This window comes from Dyella sp. NPDC103356 (genome assembly GCF_055584465.1).
This window is the reverse complement of sequence record NZ_JBVJLZ010000003.1, coordinates 215,487-232,252: the sequence shown is the minus strand read 5'-3', so window position 1 is coordinate 232,252 and position 16,766 is coordinate 215,487. Positions and strand designations below refer to the sequence as shown.

The window sequence follows — 16,766 nt, the reverse complement described above, 5'->3', positions numbered from 1 at the left end:
GATGATCTTCGACGCAACCCAGGCAAAACGGCGGCAAGGACCGCGCGGCAAGTTCGATATGCCGCTGCTGGTCGCGCTCGTCGGTCTGGCGAGCCTCGGGCTGGTCATGGTCACCTCCAGCTCGATCGCGGTCGCCGCCGCGAACTCGAACCTGGGCGAGTTCTACTTCCTCAAGAAGCACCTGCTGTTTCTTGCGCTGGGTTTCGTGGTGGCGGGCGTGGCCATGCGCACGGAACTGAAGTTCCTGGAGAAGAACGCGTTCCTGCTGATGCTGCTTGCCTTCAGCCTGCTGCTTGCCGTGTTTCTCCCGTTCCTCGGGATGAAGCTCAATGGCGCGCATCGCTGGTTGAACCTGGTGGTGACCAGTTTCCAGCCGGTGGAAGCGGTCAAGCTGATTCTGGTGATCTATATCTCCAGCTATCTGGTGCGTCACCGCGAAAGCGTCGAGACGCGCTTCATGGGCTTGTTCAAGCCGTTGCTGGTCGCGGGCCTGTTCGTCTTGCTGCTGCTGGCGCAGCCGGACTTCGGTTCGGCCACGCTGATGATCGGTGTGGCGATCGCGATGGTGTGGCTGGGCGGTGCGCGGCCGATCTTCTTGTTCGGCATGGGCCTGCCGCTGATGCCGTTGCTGGCGATCGCGGCAACCAGCGAGGCGTATCGCATGAAGCGCCTCACCTCGTTCATGGATCCGTGGAAGGATCCGTTCAACGACGGATTTCAGCTGACCCAGTCGCTGATGGCGATCGGCCGCGGCGAGTGGACCGGTGTGGGCTTGGGGCAAAGCGTATTGAAGCTGTCCTACCTGCCCGAAGCGCATACCGACTTTATCTTTGCCGTGATCTCCGAAGAGCTGGGTCTGGCCGGCATCCTCTGCGTCATGGGCCTGTTCTCGATGGTCGTGTGGCGCGGCCTGTCGATGGGCATCAAGGGTGTCGAGCTGGGCCAGCGTTTCGCCGGCTATGTCGCCTTTGGCATTTCGTTGATGATCGGCTTGCAGACGATGGTGTCGATCGGCGTGAACCTGGGCGCGCTGCCGACCAAGGGCCTGACGCTGCCGTTGATCAGCTATGGCGGTTCGTCGATCGTGCTGACCTGCGCGATGGCCGGCGTGTTGTTGCGTGCAACGTATGAAATCAACCGCGCACTCGATGCGCGTCAGATGGCCACGCGCATGCCTGCAACGGCCGTGCCTGATGCGAAAGCGGCAGCGGCTGGTGCGGCGGTGGCGACGCCCGTACGCGAGGCGGTGGGCGCATGACGGCCAACGCACCCGTGCTGATCATGGCCGGCGGTACCGGCGGCCACATCTTCCCCGGCCTCGCGGTAGCCGAAGCACTACGCGTGCAGGGCGTGCCTGTCGTGTGGCTGGGCGCCGATGGCGGCATGGAAACGCGTGTGGTGCCGACGCATGGCATCACGCTCTATACCGTGCCGGTAGGCGGCTTGCGCGGCAAAGGCCTGAAGACGCGCGTACTGGCGCCGTTGATGCTGGCGCGTGCATTGATCGCGTCGTTGTCCGTGTTGCGCCGGGTAAAGCCGCGCAGCGTACTGTCGATGGGGGGTTACGTGGCAGGTCCGGGCGGCGTCGCCGCGCGCCTGAGCGGCCGTCCGTTGCTGGTGCACGAGCAGAACCGCGTTGCCGGTTATACCAATCGCAAGCTGGCCGGCTATGCGCGTCGCGTACTGGCCGGTTTTGCCGACGCCTTGCCGAACGCCGAATGGGTGGGCAACCCGGTGCGTGCGGCGATCGGCGCGTTGCCGGCGCCCGCCGAACGTATGGCTGGCCGCAGCGGTCGCCCGCGTTTGCTGGTGTTGGGCGGCAGCCTCGGCGCGCGCGCCTTGAACACAGTGTTGCCGCAAGCGCTCGCACAACTGGCGCCGGCGCAGCGCCCCGAAGTGCTGCATCAGTGCGGCAACCGTGGTATCGACGAAGCGCGCGAAGCCTATGCCAAGGCCGGGGTGGACGCGCAGATCGTGCCGTTTATCGAAGACATGGCCGGCACGTATGCATGGGCGGATCTGGCCATATGCCGCGCCGGCGCCTTGACCCTGGCCGAATTGACCGCCGCCGGACTCGGCGCGGTGCTCGTGCCGTTTCCGCACGCGGTGGACGACCACCAGACCCGCAACGCCGAGGCGCTGGTCGCCGCGGGTGCGGCCGAATTGATTCAGGAGCGCGATCTGGACGTACAGGCTTTGGCGCAGCGCATTGAAGCGCTGCTGGACAACCGCGGCAAGTTGATCGCGATGGCGCAAGCCGCGCGTACGCTGGCCAAGCCCGACGCCGCGCAGGTGATCGCGCGCGCCTGCATGGAGGTGGCCGCATGACGCCGCGTCGCCTGCATGCTCACGAAGAACTGATGTCCACGTTCCAGCGGGTGCACTTCATCGGCATCGGCGGTGTCGGCATGAGCGGTATCGCCGAAGTACTGCATAACCTTGGTTATGCCGTATCCGGTTCGGATCGCTCCAACTCGCCGACCGCGCAGCGTCTGCAGAACCTCGGCATCACGGTTCATGTCGGTCACGCCGCGGAACATATCGGCGATGCTGACGTTGTCGTGACGTCCAGCGCCATTGGCCAGGACAACCCCGAGTTGGTCGCCGCACGCGCCGGGCGCATTCCGGTGGTGCCGCGCGCGGAGATGCTTGGCGAGCTGATGCGTTTCCGTCGCGGCATCGCCATTGCCGGAACCCACGGCAAGACCACCACGACCAGCCTGGCCGCCAGCGTGCTGGCCGAGGCCGACTACGATCCGACCTTTGTGATCGGCGGCCAGTTGAATGCCGCCGGCGCGAATGCGCGCCTGGGCACGGGGCAGTACATCGTGGCGGAGGCGGACGAGTCCGATGGTTCGTTCCTGCTGCTGTCGCCGGTGATCGCGGTGGTGACGAACATCGACGCCGATCATCTGGAGAACTACGGCGGTGACTTCGCCCAGGTGAAGAAAGCCTTCGGCGATTTCCTGCATCGCCTGCCGTTCTATGGCCTGGCTGTGCTCTGTGTCGACGACCCGGAAGTGGCCGAGCTGGCCAAGCACACCACGCGTCGCGTGATGACCTACGGCATCGACACGCCCGATGCGGACGTGCGTGCGTCGAACCTGTCGCAGAGCGGCTTCGAGATGCATTTCGACCTGCACCTGCCGGGCCGCGAAGGCAGCCTGCCGGTGACACTGAACCTACCGGGCCGCCACAACGTGCTCAACGCGTTGGCCGCGGCAAGCATTGGCTGGCAGCTTGGCGTGGAAGCCGAAGCGATTGCGCACGCACTCGCCGGTTTCCAGGGCGTGGGCCGTCGTTTCCATCGACGCGGCGAGATCGCGCTGGACAAGGGCAGCGCTCTGCTGGTCGACGACTACGGTCACCATCCGCGCGAACTTGCGGCGGTATTTTCCGCTGCGCGCGGTGGCTGGCCGGATCGTCGCCTGGTGGTGGCATTCCAGCCGCATCGCTATAGCCGTACCCGCGATCTGCTCGACGATTTTGCCAACGTGCTGGCCGATGCCGACGTGCTGGTGTTGACCGATGTCTACCCGGCCGGCGAAGCACCGATTGCCGGTGCCGACGGTCGCGCACTCGCGCGTGCGGTGCGCGCGCGCGGCAAGGTCGATCCGGTGCTGATCGAGCATCCACGCGAATTTTCCGAAACCCTGCCCACGCTGTTGCGCGACGGCGATCTGCTGTTGCTGCTTGGCGCCGGCGATATCGGTTCGGCCGCAGTAGAGCTGGCCAATGCCGGGCATTTGAGGACCAAGAAGTCATGAAGACGATCAACGATCCCGCCCAGTTCGGTCGCGTCGCCGTAGTGATGGGCGGCAGCTCGGCCGAGCGCGAGGTATCGCTGGATTCGGGTCGCGGCGTGCTGGCCGCGCTCAAGGCACGCGGCGTCGACGCGCACGCGATCGACGGTATTCCGGCCCTGCTGGACGCCGTGCGTGCCGGTCATTTCGCGCGCGTGTTCAATATCCTGCACGGCGGCGGTGGCGAGAACGGCGAATTGCAGGGTGCCTTGCAGTCGCTGCGTGTGCCGTTCACCGGTTCGGGCGTGCTCGGCTCGGCGCTGTCGCTGGACAAGATCCGCGCCAAGCAGGTGTGGCTGTCCATGGGTTTGCCGACGCCGCGCTACAAGGCGTTGCCGCGCGGTGCCGATGTGCATGCCGCGGCGCGCGAAGTGGGCTTTCCGTTGATCGTCAAACCCGCCTGGGAAGGTTCCAGCGTCGGCGTCACGCGCGTTTTCAAAGCGGAAGATCTCGATGCGGCCGTCGAGCTGGCGCAGCGTTATCCCGGCGACATGCTGATGGAGACCCTGATCGAGGGCGATGCGCGCGAAGGTGGTGAATTCACCGTCGGCGTGCTTGGTCGCGACGTCCTGCCGACGATCAAGATCGTGCCCAAGGGCGAGTACTACGACTACAACGCCAAATATATCGCCGAGGACACGCAGTACATCTGCCCCGGTCTCGACGGCGCGGCCGAGCAGGAAATGCGCGAGCTCGCGCTGACCGCGTTCGATGCGTTGGCCTGCTCCGGCTGGGGACGCGTGGACGTGATGCGCGACAAGCACGGCAAGAACTGGCTGCTGGAAGTGAACACCGCGCCCGGCATGACCTCGCATTCGCTGGTGCCCAAGGCCGCCAAGGTCGTCGGTATCGACTACGAGACGCTGTGCTGGCGCGTGCTGGAAACCAGTTTCGATCGCGACGGAGGTAACGCGTGAGGGGAGCAGTCCGCCTCGTTGCCTGGTGCCTTGCGCTTGCGCTGGTCGCGCTGCCGATCGTCGGCGTCCTGCGTGGCTGGTTTGCGGTCAATCGCTGGCCGGTGACGGAGTTGACCGTGCAGGCCGAGTTCAAGCACCTGACGCCCGAGCAGATTCGCACTGCCGTGTTGCCGAGTCTCGGCAAGGGCTTCTTTGCGCTGGACCTGGATGCCGTGCAGCGCTCGATCGAGGCGATGCCCTGGGTCGAGTCGGTGGAAGTGCGCAAGCATTGGCCCGACACGTTGCTGCTGCGCATCTACGAGCGCCAGCCCTTCGCCAAGTGGAACGAAGGCAAGCTGATCAGCCGCCAGGGCATGGTGTTCGACGCGCCCGATGCCGCCGCCAGTGCGAACCTGCCGGATCTGCACGGCCCCGACGCACGCCTGGCCGAGGTGGTGAGCTTCTACGCGGAAACGCAAAAAGCCTTCACCAACACCAAATTGAAAATCACCGGCGTTGCGCTTACCGAGCGCGGCAGCTGGAGCCTGACCACCTCGACTGGCGCACAGATCGTCGTCGGCGATCGCGATCAGGCGGGCCGGCGCTTGCGCCGCTTTCTCGACGTCTACCCACAGCTGATGGCAGGCCACACCGATGGCTTTGCCTACGCCGATCTTCGCTATACCAACGGATTCGCCGTGCGATGGCCTTCGCAGGCGCCTGCCGTCAATGCTGGAGGCACGCCCCGCACATGAAACCCAGGAACGATAAGCAACTCGTCGTCGGCCTCGATATCGGCACCTCGAAAGTGGTGGCGATCGTCGGCGAGTACGAACCGGGTGAACCGATCGAGGTGATCGGCATCGGCACGCACGTGTCGCGCGGCTTGAAGCGCGGCTCGGTGGTCGATATCGAATCGACCGTGCATTCGATCCAGCGGGCGGTCGAAGAGGCCGAGCTGATGGCCGGCTGCGATATCCGCTCGGTCTACGCATCGATTTCCGGCAGCCATCTGGAAACCAGGAACTCGCACGGCACCGCGCCGATCCGCGATCGCGAAGTGACCCCCAGCGATCTGGACCAGGTGCTCGAAGCGGCCAGCGCCGTGGCGATCCCGGCCGATCGCAAGGTGCTCTATAAGGAGTCGCAGGAATATCGCATCGACGGCCAGGACGGCATTCGCTCGCCGGTTGGCATGAGCGGCGTGCGCCTGGAAGCCAGTGTGCATCTGGTCACCGGTGCCGCGGCCGCCGTGCAGAACATCAGCAAGTGCATCCAGCGCTGCGGCTTGTCGGTCGACGAACTGGTGCCGTCCTCGGTGGCCAGCGCGAAGTCGGTGCTGACCGATGACGAACGCGAGCTGGGCGTGTGTCTGGTGGATATCGGTGCAGGCACCACGGACATTGCGATCTACACCCAGGGCTCGATTCGCTATACCAAGTCGTTGCCGGTCGGCGGCGATCAGGTCACCAACGATATTGCTTATGGCGTGCATACACCGACTGCACACGCCGAAGAAATCAAAATCAAATACGCCTGCGCTCTGGCGCAGCTTGCCCATGCTGAAGAGACCATCCAGGTCCCCAGCGTAGGCGATCGTCCGCCGCGTCGCCTGGCTCGCCAGTCGCTCGCACAAAGCGTGCAGGCGCGTTACGAAGAGATCTTCGAAATGGTGCAGGACGAGCTGCGTCGCTCGGGCTACGAAAGCCTGGTTGCCGCGGGCGTGGTGCTCACCGGTGGCGCTTCGCGCATGGAAGGTGCGCTGGAGCTGGCCGAAGAGATCTTCCACAAGATGGTTCGCATCGGTGTGCCGCAGCATGTCAGCGGTCTCGGTGAAGTCGTCGCCAATCCGTTGCATTCCACAGGCGTGGGCCTGCTGTTGCATGGCGCGCGCGCAGGCGGCATGCGCTCGGGCGGACCGGTGGGCGGCAGCGTGGGTGGTCTGGTCGAACGCCTGCGCGGTTGGTTAGCAAAGAATTTCTAGTTTTGGAAATCCGACGGCGCGGGATGCGCTGTCCTGGGCACAGGGAAAAAGCCCGACACCACGGACCGGCAGGAGGTGTCGTAGCCGTGGTTACAACGACAATGATGCGTCTCTACGGAGGACGGGAAATGTTTGAACTGATCGAAAAACTCGCACCTAACGCAGTTATCAAGGTCATCGGCGTGGGCGGTGGCGGCGGCAATGCCGTGGCACACATGCTCAATGCCAATATCGAAGGCGTCGAATTCGTCGTCGCCAACACTGATGCGCAGGCGATGAAGAGCTGCGGCTCGCGCACGCACCTGCAGCTGGGCGGCAACGTCACCAAGGGTCTTGGTGCCGGCGCCAACCCGGAAGTGGGTCGTCAGGCCGCACTGGAAGACCGCGAGCGCATCGAGGAAATGCTCGAAGGCGCGGACATGGTCTTCATCACCGCCGGCATGGGTGGCGGTACCGGCACCGGCGCAGCGCCAGTTGTCGCACAGCTGGCCAAAGAGAAGGGCATCCTCACCGTAGCGGTGGTGACCAAGCCGTTCCCGTTCGAAGGCCGTCGCCGCATGCAGGTCGCCCTGAAGGGTATTGAAGACCTGTCGCAGCACGTCGATTCGTTGATCACCGTGCCGAACGAAAAGCTGCTCTCGGTGCTGGGTCGCGAAGTGACCCTGCTCAATGCCTTCAAGGCAGCCAATGACGTTCTGCAGGGTGCGGTGCAGGGTATCGCCGACCTGATCACGGCCCCGGGCCTGATCAACGTCGACTTTGCCGACGTGCGTACCGTGATGTCCGAAATGGGCATGGCGATGATGGGCTCGGGCACCGCTCGTGGTGACGATCGCGCCCAGGCGGCCGCCGAAGCGGCGATCAACAACCCGCTGCTGGAAGACGTGAACCTCAACGGTGCCTGCGGCATTCTGGTGAACGTCACCGCGGGTCCGAACCTGACGATGCGTGAGTTCGACGAGATCGGCCGCGTGATCCACGACTTCGCCAGCGAAGACGCCACCGTCGTGATCGGCACCTCGCTCGATCCGGAAATGCAGGACGACGTCCGCGTCACCGTGGTGGCCACCGGCCTGAACCGTGCCGCCGCCGCCCGTCAGCCGGGTCGCCATCAGGCACCTCAGCAGGTGGAAATGCGCCAGCGTCCGCGCCCGGTCGTGCTGCGTACCGGTACCGGCAACGAAGTGGTCGACTACGCCCAGCCGGAAACGGTGGCCAACCATGTCCGCACCGAGTCGGCGCCGGCCAAGAGTGCCGATCCGAGCTTCGACTACCTGGACATCCCGGCCTTCCTGCGTCGTCAGGCCGATTGAGGTCTGGATACCGAGAAATACTGAGGTAAAAAAATCTTAGAAAAAAGTGAACAAAAGCTCGAACTGACTGTCAGTAACCTGTCGTGACGGGTGTCGAGGTTTTCCTCGCGCCCGCGCTGACTCTCCGTGTGAGGGTTGGTCAGGGTCCGCTGACGCAGCTTTGAAAGAAGCGATTTCATCCAGTTGTTAGGTGAACGCTTTCCCAGACTGTGCGTTTTCGGATGACGCATGATGAGCGGCGTACGGATTACGACCGCTGGATCCGACCCCTTTGCTGGACTTTCCCGTCCCGGCACAGGGGTCGAGTCGATTTTTAATCCATTGATGGAATTGAGATTTTTGTCTGCTTGGCGCTGAATGACTTTCATTCACAGATGAAAGAAGTATGAAAGTGCGAACAGACTGTACGGTACGGTTTGCTATTTTATAGGTTAAGACTGTGTTAGCATCCGTACCCTGTTGGCTGCTGCCCCTATAGCTAGGTACTTAAAAAATGATCAAGCAGCGTACGCTCAAGAACATCATTCGCGCCACTGGCGTCGGTCTGCATACCGGCGACAAGGTGTACATGACGCTCCGCCCCGCCGCACCGAACACTGGCATCGTTTTCCGTCGCACGGATCTTTCGCCGCCTGTTGATATCGCCGCGCGTCCCGACAAAGTCGGTGATACGCGTCTGTCGACCACGTTGGTCAATGGCGACGTGCGCGTGTCCACCGTGGAGCATCTGCTCTCCGCGATGGCGGGTCTGGGCATCGACAATGCCTACGTCGATCTGTCGGCACCTGAAGTGCCGATCATGGACGGCAGTGCCGGTCCGTTCGTCTTCCTGCTGCAATCGGCTGGCATCGAAGAGCAGCCTGTTGCCAAGCGCTTTATCCGCATCAAGAAGCCGATCAAGGTGCAGGAAGGCGATAAATGGGCCAGTTTTGAGCCATTTGAAGGCTTCAAGGTCGGCTTCTCGATCGAGTTCAATCACCCGATCATCAGCAAGCGCACTTCGCGCGCCGAGATCGATTTCTCGACGACCTCCTTCGTGAAGGAAGTCAGCCGCGCACGTACGTTCGGTTTCATGCGCGACATCGAGATGCTGCGCGAACACAACCTCGCGCTCGGCGGTTCGATGGATAACGCCGTGGTGCTGGATGACTATCGCGTGCTCAACGAAGACGGCCTTCGCTACGAAGACGAATTCGTCAAGCACAAGATCCTCGACGCGATTGGCGATCTGTATTTGTTAGGTCACAGCCTGATCGGTGCGTACTACGCGCACAAATCCGGTCATGAGCTCAACAACAAGCTGCTGCGCACCTTGATGGCCGACGCTTCCGCCTGGGAAGAAGTCAGCTACCAGGACGATCCGGCGACCTCGCCGATCTCCTACGCGCATCCGGCTCAGGCGATCTGATTCGCCCTGGCATCTGACGCAGCGGCTCCGGCCGCAACAAGAAAGGCCGCGCCTCTGAGCGCGGCCTTTTTTATTTGGGGTGCGCTAACTGCCTGATGCCACAAAAAATAACAAACGGACGTATGGTTTTGCCTGTGCGGGGCGATTGAAGTCGCCCTCCGAAAATCCGGGCGTCTCAAGGTGGGGTGAGCCGTCTGGAAAGCGTTCCGCATTGGCGCGACTTTTTCCTTTTGTGATATACCTCGCCCTTTCGCACGGCCGCGGTTCACGTACCGATGACATCGCCACTTGGTCAACGGGGTTCGCGTGGTATAAACCTCCCTCGCCACCGGGGGTGGCTGGTCGAATCGGCGCGGGAGCGCCGCGTGTCGGAACGAGCCGGGATGTCGGCTAGGGGGTTCCGCCGGTCCGGGAAGCAGAAATATCGGCGACGGACGCCAGTTCCAGGAACAGTTCCCGTAATTCGGGGTCAGAGGTTGATGCTGCAGCAGCCTTTAGGTGATTGGCGGCGGCAGCAGAAAGCGGTTTTGTCCGGTCCGGCTCGGTTTGAGTTGGCGGAAGGGGGGCCACTTTCACGGTAACCACGTTGGCGTGCACGCCTAGGGCGTGTGCGGCTGAGAGTATCTGCGCCTGAGAAAGACGCAGTCTCGATGCCCAGGCCGGCGAGGGAGCCAAAAAAACAAGGCGGCCGTCGCGCAGGTTGGCGAAACGAACCTGCTCGCGGAGCGGTGACGGCAACGTCTGGCGCAGTGCACGATCCAGCGCCTCCAGCTCGCCGGCTCTCTTTGCGAGAGCCGCGACGGGGCCAAATTCGGTCACGGACTTGGGTCCGCGACTGACAGGGCCGGAGGAGGGTGGGTCGTTACGCTGCATGTGATGCCGACATCTCGGATGTGGAAATTCAATGCAAATCATACTTGTATCACGCACCAAGAAGGTGCCGAAAACTTTGGATCTGGCTGATCGGCGCCTGCGCTATCGGCTACTGGGTGTAGCAGTCGGTGCCGTCGTGGGCTGTGCGGGTTTCGGTGCGCTGGTGGCCTTGGCGCTGGCCAGTCCCCGTGACGGGGCGATTGCCGAAATCGGACAGCTACACAAGCAGGTCACCCAGCAGAATGCCCAACTGGCCGACATGCGCAAGGATGCACAGCGTGAAGTCGACGCCCTGGCCATCAAGCTGGGCCAACTGCAAGCCCAGTCCACCCGGCTCAATGCCCTGGGCGAGCGTCTCACCCAGGTAGGCAAGCTGGACGACGGCGAATTCAATTTCGACGAGCAACCGCCGGTCGGTGGCGTCGAAGATACGTCCGACAGTCCCTATGCGTTGCCGCAGACGCTGGACAAGAGCATCGACGAGTTGGCCAAGCAGTTCGACCGGCAGCAAGCCCAGCTTTCGGCGCTGCAGAGCTTCCTGCTCGACGCCAAGATCGACTCCAATCTCAAGCCGACCGGCATGCCGCTCGACGGCTATATCTCCTCCTATTTTGGTGGCCGCCCCGATCCGTTCAGCGGGCATGCCGCTCATCACACCGGTATCGACATCGCAGCCCCCACCGGCACGCCGGTGCAGGCCGTGGCCGAAGGCATGGTCACCTACGCCGGTGTTCGCAATGGCTATGGCAACGTGGTCGAGATCGACCATGGCAACGGCTATATGACCCGCTACGCTCACAACAGCCAGCTTGAAGTTCATCCGGGTCAGCGCGTGCATATCGGCGATGTCATCGCCAAGGCCGGCTCGACCGGGCGTTCTACTGGCTCGCACCTGCATTTCGAGGTCTGGTACGACGGACGGGTGGTCAATCCGCTGGCGTACGTAAAAAGTCACCGATAAGCGAGGCCGGCGGCTACGCCGCCTGTGAAGCCGCTCGCTTCGCGTCGCTGTAAAGCCGGCCTCTGCGCGGCCTGAAAAGGGGAGGAGCGAGAGCCGCACTGGCGCTTTAGCTCTTCCCCTTTACTCTTTCCAGGTTGCGTAGCAACCGGCTTTACAGCGACGCGAAGCGAGCAGCTTCACCCCCGCAACCCTTGAAAACCCTCGACTTTGCCGCCACCCCATCCCCAGGAAAAAGCGGCAAGTTGGGATCGTCGCCTGACCCTAGTATCATCAATCCTTTCGTCCCGGCCGCTTTCATAGCTACCGGGCGTTCCTGTCTCCAGATCCGGAAGATCGATGTTTAATCGTGCCTTGACGAGCCTTTTCGGTAGCCGCAACGAACGTGTGCTGCGCCAGCTGTCCAAGACCGTAGCGCGTATCAATGCGCTTGAGTCGGAGTTCGAAAAGCTCAGCGATGAAGCGCTGCGCGGCAAGACCGATGAATTCAAGCAGCGTGTCGCCGCGGGCGAGTCGCTGGACAAGATCCTGCCGGAGGCGTTTGCCACGGTGCGCGAGGGAGCCAAGCGCGTGCTCGGCATGCGCCCCTACGACGTGCAGTTGATCGGCGGCATGGTGCTGCATTCGGGCCGCATCGCCGAAATGCGTACGGGTGAGGGCAAGACCCTGGTGGGTACGCTGCCGGTGTATCTGAACGCGCTGGAGAGCAAGGGTGTTCACGTGGTTACCGTGAACGATTACCTGGCACGTCGCGACTCCGCGCAGATGGGCAAGCTGTACAACTTCCTCGGCTTGTCCGTGGGCGTGGTGTGGCCGGGCATGGATCACAGCGACAAGCACCAGGCCTATGCTGCCGACATCACCTACGGCACCAACAACGAATTCGGTTTCGACTATCTGCGCGACAACATGGCCCTGTCCAAGGACCAGCGTTATCAGCGCGGCCTCAACTACGCCATCGTCGACGAAGTCGACTCGATCCTGATCGACGAGGCGCGCACGCCGCTGATCATTTCCGGCCCGGCCGAAGATTCGCCGCAGCTGTATCTGTCGGTGAACAAGATCGTGCCGAAGATGATCCGTCAGGAAAAAGAAGACGGTGCCGGCGATTACTGGGTCGACGAAAAACAGAAGCAGGTGCATCTGTCCGAAGAGGGCATGTCGCACGCCGATGAGTTGTTGCGTCAGACCGGCGTGATCGATGCCGACAGCGGCTTGTACGACTCGAAGAATCTCGCTGTCGTTCACCACTTGAACGCTGCACTGCGCGCCAACGCGATCTATCAGCGCGACGTCGACTACATCGTGCGCGATGGCGAAGTGATCATCGTCGACGAATTCACCGGCCGTACGCTGCCGGGCCGTCGCTGGTCCGACGGTCTGCATCAGGCGGTCGAGGCGAAGGAAGGCGTGCCGATTCAGCGCGAGAACCAGACGCTGGCCACGGTGACGTTCCAGAATCTGTTCCGCATGTACAAGAAGCTGGCCGGCATGACCGGTACGGCCGATACCGAAGCCTACGAGTTCCAGCAGATCTACGGCCTGGAAGTGGTGGTGATTCCCACCCACAAGGCGATGATCCGCAAGGACAATTCGGACATGGTCTTCCTTGGCCAGGAGGTCAAGTACCGTGCCGTGATCGAAGACATCAGGGATTGCCACAAGCGCGGTCAGCCGGTGCTGGTCGGTACCACCTCGATCGAAGTGTCCGAGCTGCTGTCGAACCTGCTGCGCAAGGAAGGCATCCCGCACGAAGTGCTCAATGCCAAACAGCACGAGCGCGAAGCGCACATCGTGGCCCAGGCCGGTGCGCCCGGTTCGGTCACCATCGCCACGAACATGGCCGGCCGCGGTACCGATATCGTGCTCGGCGGCAGCCTCGAGGCGGCGCTGGCCGCGTTGCCCGAAGACGCTAACGACATCGATCGCAAGCGCGCCAAGGCCGAGTGGCAGAAGCGTCACGATCAGGTACTCGAAGCGGGCGGCCTGCACATCATCGGTACCGAGCGCCACGAGTCGCGTCGTATCGACAACCAGCTGCGCGGTCGTTCCGGCCGTCAGGGCGACCCGGGTTCGTCGCGCTTCTACCTGTCGCTGCAGGACAACCTGCTGCGCATCTTTGCCGGCGATTGGGTCGGCCGCTGGATGCGTATGTTCGGCATGAAGGAAGACGACGCGCTGGAAGATCGCATGATCAGCCGGCAGATCGAGAAGGCGCAGCGCAAGGTCGAGCAGCACAACTTCGATATTCGCAAACACCTGCTGGAGTTCGACGACGTCGCCAACGATCAGCGCAAGGTGATCTATGCGCAGCGCGACGAGCTGCTCGAGACCGACGACGTCTCGGCGACCATCAACGACATCCGCGAAGACGTGGTCGACAACCTGGTCCGTCGTTACGTGCCGCTGCACAGCATCGACGAGCAATGGGATGTGCAGGGCCTCGATCGTGAGCTGGAAAGCGAATTCGGTGTTCATGCCGACTTGCGTCATTGGCTCGAACAGCAAACGGAAGCCGATGACAACACGCTGCTAGAGCATGTGCGCCAGAGCGTCGACAAGCTGTTCAAGGACAAGGAGCAGCAGATCGGTTCCGAGCCCATGCGCCAGCTGGAAAAGCACATCATGCTGAGCGTGGTGGACAACGCGTGGAAGGAACACCTGGCAAGCATGGATTACCTGCGTCAGGGCATCTATCTGCGTGGTTACGCGCAGAAGCAGCCCAAGCAGGAGTTCAAGCGCGAGTCGTATGAGCTGTTCTCCAGCATGCTCGATCGCATCAAGGCCGAAGTGGTGCAGATGCTGGCGCGCATCCGTATTCGCAGCGAAGAAGAGGTCGCCGCGATGGAAGCCGAGCAACAACGTCTGGCCGAGCGCTTGCAGCAGCAGATGCAGGCGACGGGCGGCGGGGCTCCGCTGGGTGCGCTGAGCGCACCGGAGCTGGGCGAGATTCCGATGCCGTCGATCGAGAACGAAGTGGTGCAGCGTGACGGCCCGAAGGTCGGCCGCAACGATCCTTGCCCCTGCGGTTCTGGCAAGAAGTACAAGCACTGCCATGGGCAGCTGAGCTGAGTCCACGAAAAAGCCGGCGCAAGCCGGCTTTTTTTTATGCTTCTCTGTAGGAGCGACTTCAGTCACGACAAGTCGTTTAAGTCACCACGGTTAGGGACTAAAGCAAAACTCTAATAACCTCAGTGTTCCCATCGTCATCCCGGCGCAGGCCGGGATCCAGTGACTTTGTGGTCAGTTGTCGCGAGAACCCAAAGAGTCTGCTCTATCGCTAGAACCGGAGCCTGACGCCACTGGATCCCGGCCTACGCCGGGATGACGGCTAGGGAGAGTTTCCCGAGGTGCCCGGTCGTCGCTACTGCGGCAGCGTCTTTAACGCTGAACTTCAATCGCCCCCGGGCATCTTCTTCCGATGCGGCTCTGCATCCACCGTGATGTACGCCGGCTCGTCGTTCGCCTCCAGGCGAATGGCGGTGAGCTTGCCGCCCCAGACGCAGCCGGTGTCGATGGCGTAGATGCCCAGGCCGGAAAAACGGCCGAGGGTCGACCAGTGGCCGCAGACGATGCGCGTTTCGCGACGACGCATGCCGGGCACTTCGAACCAAGGGTACATGCCGGGCTTTTGCGTGCCGGGGATGCCCTTGCTTTCGAAGTCGATGCGGCCGTGCACGTCGCAATAGCGCATGCGGGTAAAGGTGTTGATCGATGCGCGCATGCGTTCGATGCCTTGCAGGCGGCTGGACCATGCCGCCGGGCGGTTGCCGAACAGGTTTTTCAGGATGCGTGGATGGCGTGGGCTCGACAGCTCGCGCTCGACGTCTTGTGCCTGGCGCAATGCCTGACGCAGCGTCCAGATCGGCGCCAGGCCGGCATGCACCATGGTCCAGCCCAACTGCTCATCGTGATGCATGAGCTTCTGGCCGCGCATCCACTCGAACAGTACCGGCGCATCTTCGGCAAACAGGACTTCGCGCAGCTCCGGGTTCACCTTGGACTGCGCATCCGGTCGCCGTTGTCCGATCGCCAGCAGGCTGAGATCGTGGTTGCCCAGGGTGACAATGACGTTGTCGCGCAGGCTATGGATCAGGCGCAGAGTGTCGAGCGACTGCCCGCCGCGGTTGACCAGGTCGCCGCAGAACCACAGCCGGTCGGAAGCCGGGTCGAAACGTAGTTTTTCCAGTAGACGTTGCAGCTCGGGATAACAGCCTTGTACGTCGCCGATCGCATAGGTAGCCATCGGCGCTAGTGCAGCGTGCGCGGAATGGATAGCGTGAAGGCGGGGATCGGCGCTTCGAAATGCGTGCCGTCGTCGGCGAGCATCTGATAGCTGCCCTGCATCGTGCCCACCGCAGTCTCCAGCACCGCGCCCGAGGTGTACTCGTAATCGTCGCCCGGCCGCATCCACGGCTGTTCGCCGACGACGCCATCGCCACGCACTTCTTCGATCTTGCCATTGGCATCGGTAATCAGCCAATGGCGTGTCAGGAGGCGCGCGGGTACCTCGCCGTTATTGCGCAGGGTGATGGTGTAAGCGAACACGTAGCGATTGTCAGCGGGCTTCGATTGATCGGGGACGAAGCGGGAAGCGACCTGCACGTCGATCGTGTAGGGGGATTTGTCATTCATGAGGCGATTGTAAGCGTTGCTGCCATGCATGGCGCAAGCATGCCTCATGCACGGGGGAATTCCGTGCGGATCGACGCCAGGCGGCGGGATTACTGAACCGGGACCTGGGCCAGCCGTACGAAGTCCGCTGGCGAGAGCGCCTCGGCACGGGCCTTGGGGTCGACATCGGCCGATCTGATCGCCTCAGCGTCCATGACCTGCTTGAGGGCATTGCTCAAGGTCTTGCGACGTTGAGCGAAGGCGGCCTTGACCACCGCGTAGAGTCGGGCCGGGTCCGCCTGAGGCAGGCGCTCGGGCGGCAAGGGGACCATCCGGACGACAGCCGAATCCACCTTCGGCGGCGGCCGGAACGCGCCGGGGGGGACTTCGAACAGCGGCTCGATCCGACAGACCAGCTGCAGCATCACGGATAGACGTCCATACACCTTGCTGCCCGGTTCGGCGGCCATACGGTCGACGACCTCTTTCTGCAGCATGAAATGCATGTCTTGGATGGCGCCTGCGTGCTCGACGCAATGGAACAGGATCGGGCTGGAGATGTAATACGGCAGGTTGCCGGCCACGCGGAGCTTGTCGACGCCGCGTTCGCGCGCGAGCGCGGTGAAGTCGACCTTGAGCACGTCCGCGTGAATCACTTCGAGCTGGCCCACCGCTGCCGCGCGGGCCTTGAGGTCGGGGATCAGGTCGGTATCGAGCTCGATCGCCGTCAGCTTGCCGGCCGCGGCGAGCAAGGGCAGCGTCAAGGCGCCTTCGCCTGGCCCGATCTCGACCACCACATCAGCCGGCTTGGGCGATATCGCGCTGACGATGCTCTCGATGTAGCGCTTCTCGTGCAGGAAGTGTTGGCCGAAGCTTTTCTTGGGGCGAGCAGTCATGGGGCGTCAGGAGTCAGGTGT

14 protein-coding genes are annotated in these 16,766 nt (G+C 62.8%); 10 read left to right on the top strand and 4 right to left on the bottom strand.

Annotated features, from left to right (window positions below):
• The first annotated feature begins 1 nt into the window (after position 1).
• The 8 genes from ftsW (at position 2) to lpxC (ending at position 9,404) form a co-directional block, all read left to right on the top strand.
• A complete protein-coding gene (ftsW, locus tag ACZ6WW_RS07870; protein ID WP_465273712.1) occupies positions 2-1,258 on the top strand; it encodes a putative lipid II flippase FtsW in 1,257 nt (418 codons plus the stop codon).
• Positions 1,255-2,328 carry an undecaprenyldiphospho-muramoylpentapeptide beta-N-acetylglucosaminyltransferase gene (gene murG / locus ACZ6WW_RS07865; RefSeq protein ID WP_465273711.1) on the top strand — a complete coding sequence of 358 codons (1,074 nt, stop codon included), beginning with the start codon at positions 1,255-1,257 and terminating at the stop codon, positions 2,326-2,328. The genes ftsW and murG overlap by 4 nt, the downstream gene beginning before the upstream one ends.
• Positions 2,325-3,767 carry a UDP-N-acetylmuramate--L-alanine ligase gene (murC, locus tag ACZ6WW_RS07860; RefSeq protein WP_465273710.1) on the top strand — a complete coding sequence of 481 codons (1,443 nt, stop codon included), beginning with the start codon at positions 2,325-2,327 and terminating at the stop codon, positions 3,765-3,767. Before murG ends, murC begins: the two co-directional genes overlap by 4 nt.
• A complete protein-coding gene (locus ACZ6WW_RS07855) occupies positions 3,764-4,720 on the top strand; it encodes a D-alanine--D-alanine ligase (RefSeq protein WP_465273709.1) in 957 nt (318 codons plus the stop codon). The genes murC and ACZ6WW_RS07855 overlap by 4 nt, the downstream gene beginning before the upstream one ends.
• A complete protein-coding gene (locus tag ACZ6WW_RS07850) occupies positions 4,717-5,454 on the top strand; it encodes a cell division protein FtsQ/DivIB (RefSeq protein ID WP_281850323.1) in 738 nt (245 codons plus the stop codon). Before ACZ6WW_RS07855 ends, ACZ6WW_RS07850 begins: the two co-directional genes overlap by 4 nt.
• Entirely contained in the window at positions 5,451-6,683 is a 1,233-nt protein-coding gene (ftsA, locus tag ACZ6WW_RS07845; RefSeq protein ID WP_465273708.1) for a cell division protein FtsA, read from the top strand. Before ACZ6WW_RS07850 ends, ftsA begins: the two co-directional genes overlap by 4 nt.
• 128 nt (positions 6,684-6,811) lie before the next feature.
• Entirely contained in the window at positions 6,812-7,996 is a 1,185-nt protein-coding gene (gene ftsZ, locus ACZ6WW_RS07840; protein WP_465273707.1) for a cell division protein FtsZ, read from the top strand.
• Between the two features lie 493 nt (positions 7,997-8,489).
• On the top strand, positions 8,490-9,404 hold the full coding sequence (lpxC, locus tag ACZ6WW_RS07835; protein WP_281850320.1) for a UDP-3-O-acyl-N-acetylglucosamine deacetylase: 915 nt from the start codon (positions 8,490-8,492) through the stop codon (positions 9,402-9,404).
• Positions 9,405-9,794: 390 nt separating this feature from the next.
• Here lpxC and ACZ6WW_RS07830 read toward each other — a convergent pair whose 3' ends face one another.
• Entirely contained in the window at positions 9,795-10,223 is a 429-nt protein-coding gene (locus ACZ6WW_RS07830; protein ID WP_465273706.1) for a DciA family protein, read from the bottom strand.
• A gap of 85 nt (positions 10,224-10,308) precedes the next feature.
• Between ACZ6WW_RS07830 and ACZ6WW_RS07825 the strand changes: the two genes are divergently transcribed.
• Together ACZ6WW_RS07825 and secA are read left to right on the top strand one after the other, a co-directional pair.
• Positions 10,309-11,238, top strand: a complete 930-nt coding sequence (locus ACZ6WW_RS07825; RefSeq protein ID WP_465273705.1) for a peptidoglycan DD-metalloendopeptidase family protein — start codon at positions 10,309-10,311, stop codon at positions 11,236-11,238.
• A 336-nt stretch (positions 11,239-11,574) separates the two neighbouring features.
• Positions 11,575-14,307, top strand: a complete 2,733-nt coding sequence (gene secA, locus ACZ6WW_RS07820) for a preprotein translocase subunit SecA (RefSeq protein ID WP_281850317.1) — start codon at positions 11,575-11,577, stop codon at positions 14,305-14,307.
• Between the two features lie 322 nt (positions 14,308-14,629).
• On the opposite strand, the gene ACZ6WW_RS07815 is transcribed toward secA, so the two are convergent.
• From ACZ6WW_RS07815 to rsmA, 3 genes are all read right to left on the bottom strand, one after another.
• The gene (locus ACZ6WW_RS07815) at positions 14,630-15,481 is read right to left on the bottom strand and encodes a symmetrical bis(5'-nucleosyl)-tetraphosphatase (RefSeq protein WP_281850316.1); all 852 of its coding nucleotides are present in this window, start codon (positions 15,479-15,481) and stop codon (positions 14,630-14,632) included.
• A gap of 5 nt (positions 15,482-15,486) precedes the next feature.
• Positions 15,487-15,870, bottom strand: a complete 384-nt coding sequence (apaG, locus tag ACZ6WW_RS07810) for a Co2+/Mg2+ efflux protein ApaG (RefSeq protein ID WP_281850315.1) — start codon at positions 15,868-15,870, stop codon at positions 15,487-15,489.
• An 89-nt stretch (positions 15,871-15,959) separates the two neighbouring features.
• Complete coding sequence (rsmA, locus tag ACZ6WW_RS07805; protein WP_465273704.1) at positions 15,960-16,745, bottom strand: 16S rRNA (adenine(1518)-N(6)/adenine(1519)-N(6))-dimethyltransferase RsmA; 786 nt, start codon at positions 16,743-16,745, stop codon at positions 15,960-15,962.
• Between the last annotated feature and the right edge of the window lie 21 nt (positions 16,746-16,766).

Coding starts and splice junctions, on each gene's coding strand:
- rsmA (WP_465273704.1), bottom strand. CDS start 16,745: ATGACTGCTCGCCCCAAGAAAAGCTTCGGCCAACACTTCCTGCACGAG.
- murG (WP_465273711.1), top strand. CDS start 1,255: ATGACGGCCAACGCACCCGTGCTGATCATGGCCGGCGGTACCGGCGGC.
- ftsW (WP_465273712.1), top strand. CDS start 2: ATGATCTTCGACGCAACCCAGGCAAAACGGCGGCAAGGACCGCGCGGC.
- ftsZ (WP_465273707.1), top strand. CDS start 6,812: ATGTTTGAACTGATCGAAAAACTCGCACCTAACGCAGTTATCAAGGTC.
- ACZ6WW_RS07855 (WP_465273709.1), top strand. CDS start 3,764: ATGAAGACGATCAACGATCCCGCCCAGTTCGGTCGCGTCGCCGTAGTG.
- ACZ6WW_RS07825 (WP_465273705.1), top strand. CDS start 10,309: ATGCAAATCATACTTGTATCACGCACCAAGAAGGTGCCGAAAACTTTG.
- murC (WP_465273710.1), top strand. CDS start 2,325: ATGACGCCGCGTCGCCTGCATGCTCACGAAGAACTGATGTCCACGTTC.
- ACZ6WW_RS07815 (WP_281850316.1), bottom strand. CDS start 15,481: ATGGCTACCTATGCGATCGGCGACGTACAAGGCTGTTATCCCGAGCTG.
- secA (WP_281850317.1), top strand. CDS start 11,575: ATGTTTAATCGTGCCTTGACGAGCCTTTTCGGTAGCCGCAACGAACGT.
- lpxC (WP_281850320.1), top strand. CDS start 8,490: ATGATCAAGCAGCGTACGCTCAAGAACATCATTCGCGCCACTGGCGTC.
- apaG (WP_281850315.1), bottom strand. CDS start 15,870: ATGAATGACAAATCCCCCTACACGATCGACGTGCAGGTCGCTTCCCGC.
- ftsA (WP_465273708.1), top strand. CDS start 5,451: ATGAAACCCAGGAACGATAAGCAACTCGTCGTCGGCCTCGATATCGGC.